This window comes from Microcoleus sp. (assembly GCF_049646505.1).
Taxonomy (GTDB): Bacteria; Cyanobacteriota; Cyanobacteriia; order Cyanobacteriales; family Microcoleaceae; genus Microcoleus.
Window position 1 is genome coordinate 1 of record NZ_JBARVX010000592.1, and the last position, 10571, is coordinate 10571.

8 protein-coding genes and 1 pseudogene are annotated in these 10571 nt (G+C 45.6%); all 9 read right to left on the reverse strand.

The genetic code is table 11. The features are described from left to right. Positions 1-33: 33 nt before the first annotated feature. On the reverse strand, positions 34-879 hold the full coding sequence (locus WBA89_RS27655; protein WP_424410839.1) for an ABC transporter permease: 846 nt from the start codon (positions 877-879) through the stop codon (positions 34-36). Positions 880-1094: 215 nt separating this feature from the next. Continuing rightward, positions 1095-2006: an ABC transporter permease gene (locus tag WBA89_RS27660; protein WP_424410840.1), complete on the reverse strand. Its 912-nt coding sequence runs from the start codon at positions 2004-2006 to the stop codon at positions 1095-1097. A 154-nt stretch (positions 2007-2160) separates the two neighbouring features. After that, the gene (locus WBA89_RS27665; protein ID WP_424410841.1) at positions 2161-3291 is read right to left on the reverse strand and encodes an ABC transporter substrate-binding protein; all 1131 of its coding nucleotides are present in this window, start codon (positions 3289-3291) and stop codon (positions 2161-2163) included. A gap of 263 nt (positions 3292-3554) precedes the next feature. Continuing rightward, positions 3555-4685 (reverse strand): ABC transporter ATP-binding protein, encoded by a 1131-nt coding sequence (locus WBA89_RS27670; protein ID WP_424410842.1) that lies wholly within the window; start codon positions 4683-4685, stop codon positions 3555-3557. A gap of 257 nt (positions 4686-4942) precedes the next feature. Beyond that, a complete protein-coding gene (locus WBA89_RS27675) occupies positions 4943-5581 on the reverse strand; it encodes a DUF4340 domain-containing protein (protein WP_424410843.1) in 639 nt (212 codons plus the stop codon). Between the two features lie 347 nt (positions 5582-5928). Further along, positions 5929-7983, reverse strand: coding sequence for a Gldg family protein (locus tag WBA89_RS27680; RefSeq protein WP_424410844.1), 2055 nt, complete (start codon positions 7981-7983; stop codon positions 5929-5931). A 43-nt stretch (positions 7984-8026) separates the two neighbouring features. Continuing rightward, entirely contained in the window at positions 8027-8926 is a 900-nt protein-coding gene (locus WBA89_RS27685; RefSeq protein ID WP_424410845.1) for an Rpn family recombination-promoting nuclease/putative transposase, read from the reverse strand. Positions 8927-9125: 199 nt separating this feature from the next. Then, complete coding sequence (locus tag WBA89_RS27690; RefSeq protein WP_424410846.1) at positions 9126-9926, reverse strand: ABC transporter permease; 801 nt, start codon at positions 9924-9926, stop codon at positions 9126-9128. Positions 9927-9966: 40 nt separating this feature from the next. Next, positions 9967-10571, reverse strand: a pseudogene (locus WBA89_RS27695) (sulfate ABC transporter ATPase); the annotation flags it as partial.

Below are 10571 nucleotides of genomic sequence, written 5' to 3' on the forward strand. Positions count from 1 at the left end.
ACTGCCAACTGCCAACTGCCAACTGCCAACTGACTAACGAGCCCGTTTTTGGTCGCTGCGGCCGCGCAAATATTCCGCTAAAAACGCCAATCCTCCCGAACCGACTATCAACAGCACGCTCAGAGCATTAATATCAGGTTTCACCCCTGTCCGAATCCGGCTAAAAATTTCCATCGGCAGAGTTGTAGTCCCGCTACCTGCGGTGAAACTCGCAATCAAAAAATCGTCCATGCTGAGGACAAAAGATAGCAGACAACCAGAAACTATGCCAGGTATTAATTGAGGTAACAAAACCTGAATAAAAGCCTCAAAAGGTGTTGCACCCAAATCTAAGGCAGCCTCTTCTAAATATGGGTTTAAATCTGCCAATCTAGTAGAAACAGCTAGAGCGATGTAAGCCAGACAAAATACAACGTGGGAGGCGACAATTGTCCACAAACTCAGAGGAATAGCGAGCGCTGCTAAAAATACCAGAGTAGCAACCGCGCTGGCAATATCTGGAATAATAATTGGCAAGTAGGAAACTCCCTGATATAAACTCTTGCCCGGAAAGCGGTAGCGAGCTAAACCAACGGCCATTAAAGTTCCGAGTACAGCCGAGATTGCAACTGCAAAAATAGCGACGGTTAAACTGTTTCTGAGGGCAATTAATATCCGCGTATCGCTAAATAATTTAACGTACCAATCTAAGGTAAATCCTTCCCAGCCTGCGCTAAAACGCGATTTGTTAAAGCTGTAAAATGTGAGTACCAAAATGGGCAGGTACATATAAAAAAACATCGAGATGGCAAATATGACTTGCCAAGAAATTTTAAATTTAGGTTTTAAGTACATATCGGGTGGTATTTCCTCCTGTGGATTGTTGGTGGGATTTTCCATGTCTCTTTAATCGCGAATTGGTAATGGGAATTGGGAATTGGGAATTGGGAATTGGGAATTGGGAATTGGGAACTGGGAATTGGGAATTGGGAATTGGGAATTGGGAATTGGGAATTGGGAATTGGAACTAACAAATAACCAATAACCAATAACCAATAACCAATAACAAATAACCAATAACAAATAACAAATAACCAATAACCAATAACTACTGACTAAACTGCATTACGATCGCCATATTTGAGCAAAAGGGCAATTCCGATACTCACTGCAAAAATTAATACCATACTCAGAGCCGAACCCAGCCCCCAATTTTGAGTCGCCCCCAAAAACTGATTGTAAATCAAACGAGCTGCTGTCATGCTGGAAGCCCCGCCCAGCAATTCGGGATCGACAAAATCGCCCAGACAGCTAATAAATACTAGCAAAGAGCCTGCTGCAATTCCCGGCATGGTTTGAGGTACTGTCACTTTCCAGAAAGTTTCTACTGGATTCGCGCCCAAATCTTGAGATGCTTCTAGCAATCTGCGATCGAGCTTTTCCAAAGAAGCGTAGAGAATTGTTACGATATAAGGCAAATAGCTGTATGCCATGCCGATGAGGACGGCGGAACTTTGATTTAACAATTCTAGAGGAGGGATGCCTACAAGGGCTAGGAGCGAGTTGAGAACGCCCGTAGGACGCAGTATTGTAATCCAAGCATACGATCGCAACAGCGAAGAAGTCCACAGCGGCAACACAAAGCCCAATAATGTTAAATTCCGCCACTTGGGCGAGACATTGAGGGCTATCCAGTAAGCGACGGGAAATCCCAGCACCAAACAGAGTATGGTAGTTCCAGTTGCGAAAAAGAGCGATCGACCCATCACCTGCAAATTCAGCGGTTCAAACACTCGCAGGTAGTTGCCGATTCCCGAAGGATTCACCAAATCTCCCGGCTTAATATTTGGCACCAAACTAAGCTGAAAAATCACCAGAGTTGGTATTACTAATAATAAAACTAGGAACAAGCCAGAAGGGCCGAGCAATGCTAGCGGGCCCGCCCAGGACGACCACGGGGAGACAGTTTCTGCCTTCAAGGGAGAATTGGGAGGAATGGGAGGGGGAGCTTTGGTAGAAACAGCCATAGATCAATTATTTTGAGTTTTTAACCGCTGATGAACGCGAATTAACGCGGATATAATACGGATAGAGTGGGCGATCGGCTGTGCGGGGGCGAGTTTGTGTAAAATTTGGGTGAGAGTCAGACATTCTGTGTAAAACCCGCCCGGAGAGTCACAATCAGCCGCTGGTTAATTTAGTCCAATAGCGATCGTACACTTCCATAAATTTCCCTACCGGAGCCACACCTTCGCAATTTTTCAAAACAGCTTCCGGAGGGAAGAGAATTTCATTTTCGCGGACTTCCGGTGCCAGCAAACTAAAAGCATCTTCCGAAGCAGTTGAAAAACTGAGCCGTTCTACTAAGGAAGCAGCGATATCGGCTTGCAGCATAAAGTTAATCCATTTATAAGCTGCTTCGGGATTGGGAGCACCTTTGGGAATTACTAAAGTGTCTGTCCACAAAGAAGAACCGCTTTTGGGGACGACATATTTCAATTTATCGTTATCTGGAATTACTTCATTAGCATCAGAAGAATAACACATGGCTACCTTCAAATCGCCAGTCAGCATTTGCGGTCGCCAAGCATCTGTGGTAAAAGATGCGATCGCGGGTTTGAGTTCCGCCAACTTTTCGTAAGCTTGTTTGACTTGCTCTGGGTTCGTAGAATTCAGGGAATAGCCAAGCATCCGCAACGCAGCGCCCATGACTTCTCGAACATCGCTGGCTAGCGTCATTCGTCTGGCTAACTCTTGTTTGTGTTGCCACAAATAGTTCCAATCGACCGGAGCTTCTTTGAGTTGTTCGCTGTTGTAAATCAAGCCTGTGGTTCCCCAACTCAAAGGGACGCTGTAGCGGTTTCCTGGGTCGTAGACAGGGTTTTGGAACTGTTTTTTTAGCCGGTCGATTCCGCCTAAAATCGAGTGGTCTAATTGAGCCAACAGCCCCAGTTCTGTCATCTGAACCACCATGTAGTCAGACGGGTAAATGATGCTGTAGGCGCGGCCGCCGCCGGCTTGAACTCTAGCCAGCATTTCTTCGTTGGAACTAAACACGTCGGCTACTACGCGAATGCCTGTTTTTTCGGCAAAGCGATCGAGCAAAGCTTTATCAGTATAGCCAGCCCAAGTATAGATGAAAAGTTGGTCGGCAGAACCTTGGACGGGAGGAGCAGATTGTACGTCTGCCAGCCGCCAGCCGCAACTCGAAAGGGCTAACCCGGAAATTGTCGCCGCCGAATTTTTTAGGAACTGACGGCGCGTGGAATTAGCCGGGAAAATCCTGGAAATTGGTAGATTTGTCGGAGGCACAGATTCTAAGATTGGTAATTTGTTATCTGTTATTTGTTATCTGTTATTGGTTATCTGTTATTGGTTATCTGTTATTTGTTATCTGTTATTTGTTGTCTGTTATTGGTTATCTGTTATTGGTTATCTGTTATTGGAACTAACAACTAACAACTAACAATTAACAACTAACAACTAACAATTAACAATTAACAACTAACAACTAACAACTAACAACTAACAACTAACAACTAACAACTAACAACTGACAACTGACAACTAACTAATTATTTTCTATCGCCCAAAGCAAGGCAATCAGTAGTTCCCCAGCAAGCATAAATCGGCGTGTTCTGGTCTGGGAAAGAACCGCCGGTATTTGGCTGGCGCACCGTAATTTTATCGCCCGACGACAACTCAACCACGTAATGAACGTGCGTGCCCATGTACATTGTATTTTTGAGCCGCCCTTCAAAACAGTTGACCGAAACTTCCGGCTGGTAAAGATTCAAGTACACTTTTTCTGGCCGGACGCTGACCACCACAGAGTCGCCTGTGACGCCGCTCCACATATCTGACTGCTGAACGATTATTTTCAGATTTGCCGAGGTGCTAACTGTGAGAGTCGATCGGTCGATCGACTCCACCGTACCAGAAAACAAATTCGTATCCCCAATAAAATCCGCCACAAAAGCCGTCTGCGGGCACTCATAAATTTCTTCAGGAGAACCGATTTGCTCGATCCTGCCCTCGTGCATCACCGCAATCCTGTCTGACAGACTCATCGCCTCTTCTTGGTCGTGAGTCACCATCACAAAAGTCAAGCCCAATTCTTGATGCAAATTCGACAGTTCCAACTGCATCTGCTTCCGCAACTTCAAATCCAGAGCACCGAGGGGCTCATCCAGAAGCAGAACCGCCGGTCGATTTACCAGAGCTCTCGCCAAAGCCACCCGCTGCTGCTGGCCGCCCGACATTTGACCGGGAAACCGATTGGCGAAAGATTCCATTTTCACCAATTGCAAAACTTCTTTTACCCGTTCTTCAATTTCCGCTTTCCCCAATTTTTTAATCCGCAATCCAAAAGCGATATTGTCCCAGACATTCATGTGTCCGAACAAAGCGTAGCTTTGAAACACGGTATTTACCGGACGGCGGTAAGCTGGAGTGTTGGTCATCGACTGGCCGCGAATCATCAATTCGCCCGCCGAGGGAGTCTCGAAGCCAGCGATTAAACGCAGCGTCGTAGTCTTACCGCAGCCGGAGGGGCCGAGAATGCTAAAAAATTCTCCTTGTCGAATGCTGATGTCAACTCCGCGGACTGCGGTTTCGCCGTTAAATACTTTAAAGACCTTGCGGAGTTCAACGTCAAGCGCTGTATCCGTTGCTGTCGTACCTTGGTTGAGTGCTGTCTGAAACATATTCGCCCTTTCCTGGGGTTAATGCACGCCGCTTGAATACAGTTTAACTTTAGACTTTTCTGTATTTTAGGCGAGGAATGTTCGATGTAACAGGTTTTGGGATTTGTTTTTTAGATTTTATCTCAGAGTGCACCATTCTCAGCAACAGGCTCTCTGGCCTGTTCCACAAAGAGTGCATTTTCTCGCTTCACAGGCCAGAGAGCCTGTTCATAAAAGGCTTATTGAGAATGGTACAGCATTTCAGATCGACTCCCCAACTATTGATTCTCAGGACTTGGAGTAGGAGAGGGTGCTGGCGATTTCTCTGGTTTGGGTGCTTCTGCTTTTTTCCATTCTGACAAAGGTCGATTGACAGCATTTTTAAAGTCAAAAGGCACTAGCAGCACGGGCAAATTTTCGGCTGAATTTTGAGGTGGCGCTTCCGGCGGATTGGCTCTAGCGTACAAGAAGCGGCCGCTAAAGTCTGTTTTGCCTAAAACTAAACGGTGAGTTTCCTGATTGTCCAGCTTGACTGTGACTGTAGCTTGGGGTTGGTCTAGACCGAATTCTGGGAGTTGAGCAGCGGTGATATTAATCGTGCGATCGCTCTTTCCTGTTGCCAGCCTGTCTAGCAAAAAATCCACCGAAGCCTGACTCGCGTGCGCTTGCACCGGCAATTTCATTTCCCAGCTAGAATTGCCTCCTTTTATAGCATAAACTCGTTCAAAAGTCAAGATTTTTTCCGGAGTTTTTACTGTAAAGAATTGTATGCGATCGGACTTAAAAGTAAAAATTTTCTGTTTTTCTTCCTTCGCCGCTTCCTGCTTCGGAGACACCTGCGTCTCGTACAAAGAAACTAACCCAATCATGCTGAGCGCGACGGCTATCAATACAAATGTATTTTTCTGCAATTTCATAATAACTGGGAATTGGGCATTGGGCAAACAGGGAATTGGGAATTGGGAATTGGGCGGAGCGAAGCGGAGGGATTGGGAATTGGGCCGAAGAGCAGTGGTAATTGGGCCCAGCGAAGCGGAGGGATTGGTAATTGTTAATTGCTAGTAAAGAACAAATAACAAGTAACTAATCAGCTAATCCGCATTTCAATTGCACGGTAAAATACAGTTTCACTCTTGTGGGGAGTATGTTTAGGGCAGGAAAGCCCGCCCTAAACATACAATTTGAATGCACAACAGCTTAACTAATAACTAACAACTACTGACTGATGACCAATGACTAATGACTAAGGACTAATGACTCTTCATCATCTTCTCTTCCACCAGATAGTGCCGCCAATTACCAGTCCGAGTAAGGGCCAAACTAGCCAAGCTAAAACCAACAATCCTACTTGAACGACAGTCATATTAATGCGGCGGTTGGTAGCTTTTTTCGGACTGATAGAAAAGCTTTGCTGGTCAGGTTTACTCAACCAACTGACAGAGTTGATAAACACGTCGCTATTGAGTTGTTGTTCAAACCAACCGTTAGTCACAAATTGAGATGTGCCAATTACTATCATTCGTGCTGTTTTTTGAGAATCTGATGGTACAGAAGGAGTTGCGGTTGGGTTCGGAGATGGTGTGGGAGATGTTGTGGGTGTTGGGGAAGTCGTCGGTAATACTGGAGGCGTAGCTTCTTGGGAGACAATCACCGAATAGCTAATCGGGGAAGCTGTCGGCGAAGTTGTTGGAGATGGCGAGTCTGTCGGAGATGGCGAAGTTGTCGGTAAATCTGTCGGAGATGGCGAAGTTGTCGGTAAATCGGTTGGAGATGGCGAAGTTGTCGGTAAATCTGTCGGAGATGGTGGAGTTGTCGGTAAATCGGTTGGAGATGGTAAATCGGTTGGAGATGGTGAAGTTGTCGGTAAATCTGTTGGGGATGGTAAATCTGTTGGTAAATCTGTTGGGGATGGGGAAGTTGTCGGTAAATCTGTCGGAGATGGTAAATCTGTTGGGGATGGGGAAGTTGTCGGCGATGGTGAATCTGTCGGCGATGGCGAAGCTGTTGGGGATGGTGAAGGCGAGGGTGAGGATTTTAAGGGAGTGCTTTCAGAACCCCGCACTAAAGCTACACCTAATAATAGCGGGCCTTGTCGATCGGTCTTCGGATCGAACTCCAATTTCTTAGTCGTCAAATCGCTTTCCGCCCAACTTTCCTGACTCGTCCACAGCAGCGGTTTTTCCTCTATCCCTACTACTGGCGAGGTTTCCAAAGCACGCGCAAACGGATAAAATGAAATGCCGGTGCCGAAACTTTTAGTAATCGGATTGTCGCCGTAGCGCCTGACTGTGGGAACCGTCGGGCCCAGGCCGAATCTTTGACCGGTACCGGAAGCATCGATGACCAAACGGGTGTCTAGTTTTACGCCCCATTCTTGCAGAAATTTGTCCAATCCGGTATTAATTGCCGGGTCTACCATTAAGAATAAACTGCCGCCGCGATCGAGATAAGCTTTTAGCGCTTTAATTTCTGCATCGATAAACGGTTTTTCCGGCCCAGCAATAATTAAAGCATCTGCATCTTCGGGTACTTCTTGGCGTTCGGTCAAATTCAGCGTTTGGGCGTTATAGTATTTGTCTTTCAGAGCTTTTTGAGCTTGCTGAATTCCGCCTTGACCTTCTGTCAGCGGGCGGGTTCCTTTGTCTTGCAAAAAGTAAACTGTAGGAACGCGAGTGCTGAGAATTTCTTCTAAGCCATTGGTAAGTTTAATCTCTGAAAGACCTTGATTTGGGTCGCTACCAAAAGCTGTGCCGCCTTTTTGCAGCGCCTGTTTTTTGTCGCCGGATTGCAGGTAAACTTCTCCGATGCTGGTAATGCTAAATTCCCTGGCTTTTCCCGGTTGCGCTTGCGGGTCCACAAACTCGAATTGGAACTTTTCGCCTCCTTCGCGTTTGTAGCTTTGTAGCAATTCTTTAATTTGGGGATTTTGAATTGGGTCAAATACCCACACTTTGACTGGTTGTTGGAGGTTTCGCAGTATTTGTTGAGTCTGGGGGGCGAGGGTAAACTGTTGGCTTTCGGTTAAGTCGATGCGGAGGGGATAGCGAAATGCTATGAAGTTAATTACTGCGAGAATCGCAAAGACTGCGGCGGTAGCAATTAGGGCGTTGGTGCCGGCTTGGGTTGAACGCTGCCCCCAAAAGCCTTGTTCGTAAGTTAAATATAGCAGCCCAAGTGCGATCGTCACTGTTCCGGCAATAACTAGACCGACTGTCAGGGGTTCCCACGCTCCGGATACAAGTCTTGCTGTTACCCCCGCTGCGGTGAGAACAGGGCCCAGCCAAAAAATATATTTCCAATTTTTTTTGCTAATTTTCATAAGATAAATATGGGGTGAATATTTTCCGGTTCTAGAATGTTATTCATATTGCATTAGCCTGCAACCATGCTGTTAAATCTGACTGCTGTTTGAAATCCAGCACGGCATCTCCTAATTCTTCTAATTCCTCCACACCTAATTGACGGATGCAGTTTTCTGTTTCCGGTTGAATTGTGCCTAAACGCCGCACGACTTGACGCAAAATCAAGGATAGTTGAGCGGTTTTTGTCACCTGGTCTTTGGCTAAATCTATGGCAATCTGCTGGTCTTGTATCCACATTTCTTGGTTGTGCAATTCATTTAATTCTTTCTGATTGAAGTTCTCCTCGCTGGCGATTATCAAAGCTTTATGAATTTCGGGAACAGCCTTCAGTGTTTCTGGTACTGAATCCAGATTGCTGGTGTTTTTGAGAAAGTAAATCCACTGGTCGGCGGTGGTTTCTAATTGCGCTAATTCTTTGCTAAATTTTGGCAGTTCGATAAATACTAATTCTATTTCAGTATCTGGATAATCAAACTGTTGCTCTTTTTCTTTGAAAACAAACCTGGTCATAAAATCTGGCTGATTTTCAAACATTTCAAAGTCGGCAATTTTTAAGGAAATTACTGTTTTTAGTCTTTCGTAGCGTTCTTCTCCTGTTAATTGCAGGCTGTAGGTTTTGGCAGCGTTGTACAAAACTCTTTCCCCGAAGGAAGGCACGTTGATCAGTTGGATTTCAATTAGGGCGATTCGGTCGCCGTTAATTGTGGCTTTGACATCTAGCTGTGTGTCTACTCCGAAAGTTTTATTTCCCGGTTGGGATTTGATTATTTCTAAGTCTTCGATGACTGGATGTGCTTCGTAAAGGATGGCGTTTAAAAAATTAATCAGGATGTCTTTGCTGTCGCTGAAACTGAATATTTTTTTGAACGCAAAGTCTATTTTGGGATTTATAAATCTCATTGTTTGAGGTACTTTGTAGAATTCAACATTGGTAATTAGTCATTAGTCATTAGTCATCAGTCATTAGTCATCAGTCATTAGTCATTAGTCAGCAGTCATTGGGAATTGGGAATTGGGAATTGGGAATTGGTAATGGTAATTGGTTGTCCCTCTTTGAATCTCGGTCTCTGTCCTTCTCTCTTCCCTTTTCCTTCTGCTTCTAAGAACGCTGATATCGCAAGGCATCGATGGATTGAGCGGTGAGAAATACTCCTAGAATGATGTAACTGGCAAACATAATTAAACTGCTGGTATCGAAAACTCCCTTGACAAGATTGGTGTAATGTGTTAGGAGCGACAACTGTCCTAATGCTGCTCCGAAGGGGCCGCTAATAGCGACGGCGGCGGCGTCTATCACCCACAGAAATAATACTAGAGCGAAGGTGAGGATGGCTGATAAAATTGTGCTGTCTGTGAGGGAGGAAATAAACATTCCTAGGGACAATACTGCTGCTGCTAGGAGGATGAGGCCGCCGTGTCCTAGTAGGAGTACGCCTGGAGGTACGGGTGGGGTTGAGGAACTGAGGGCGATCGCCTCGCAGAAGAGCAGGGGCAGCAACATTGTGGTATAAAATGTTAAAACTCCGAGGAGTTTGCCGGTAGCAACTGCCCAGTTTGTTAAGGGGGATGTTGCTAAAAGTTCTAAGGTGCCGCGTTTGCGTTCTTCTGCGTAAAGTCCCATTGAGAGTGCGGGTAGTACGAACAGTGAAAGGGAACCCATGATGCGGAGGAAGAGTTGCAGAAATTCGTAGGCTACGTCGATGGGAGGTTCGGTAATTCCCATTTGATCTCGCTGGGCGATTTGGGGAATTAACCCGTCGGGGGCGAGGAGAATGGCAATTAAAAAGTAGCCGGTAATCAGCCAAAAGACGGCTGCGATGGCGTATGCTAATGGTGATGCAAAATAGCTTTGCAGTTCTTTGCGGTAGATTGCGACAATATTACTAATCATTGCTAATATTTAAAATTTGGGAATGGGTAGTTGGTCGTTGGTAATTGGTTCATTCTGAGTCGCTTGCTGGTGGTGTTTTGCTGTCGTCGCTTTTTTGTTTTCTTTCGATTTCTCGCTTTCTGCTAACAGGTGGCTGTTCTGGTTGAGAATTGCTATTTGGTTGTGGCTTTTTTTTAAGTGGTCGTTTTTTTACCACAGCTTGCGATTGTGGTAAAGCTTGTTCGCTAGACTCTGGTGTTTCTGTAGTTGATTCGGATTGTGGTAAAGTTTGTTCGATCGACTCTGGTGTTTGTGTAATTGGTTCGGATACAGAAAGTTCGCTAGACTCTACTATTTCTGTAACTTCGAGATTGTCGAGAATCGGTTGTGGTTGAGTTTGTTCGCTAGACTCTTCTGTTTTGGCAATTTGCAGAAAATCTGGAACAGGAGGCGGTTCGGATACAGAAAGTTCGCTAGACTCTGGTGCTTCTGTAACTTCGAGATTGTCGAGAATCGGTTGTGGTTGAGTTTGTTCGCTAGACTCTTCTGTTTTGGCGATTGGCAGAAAATCTGGAACTGGAGGCGGTTCGGATACAGAAAGTTCGCTAGACTCTGGTGCTTCTGTAACTTCGAGATTGTCGAGAATCGGTTGTGGTTGAGTTTGTTCGCTAGACT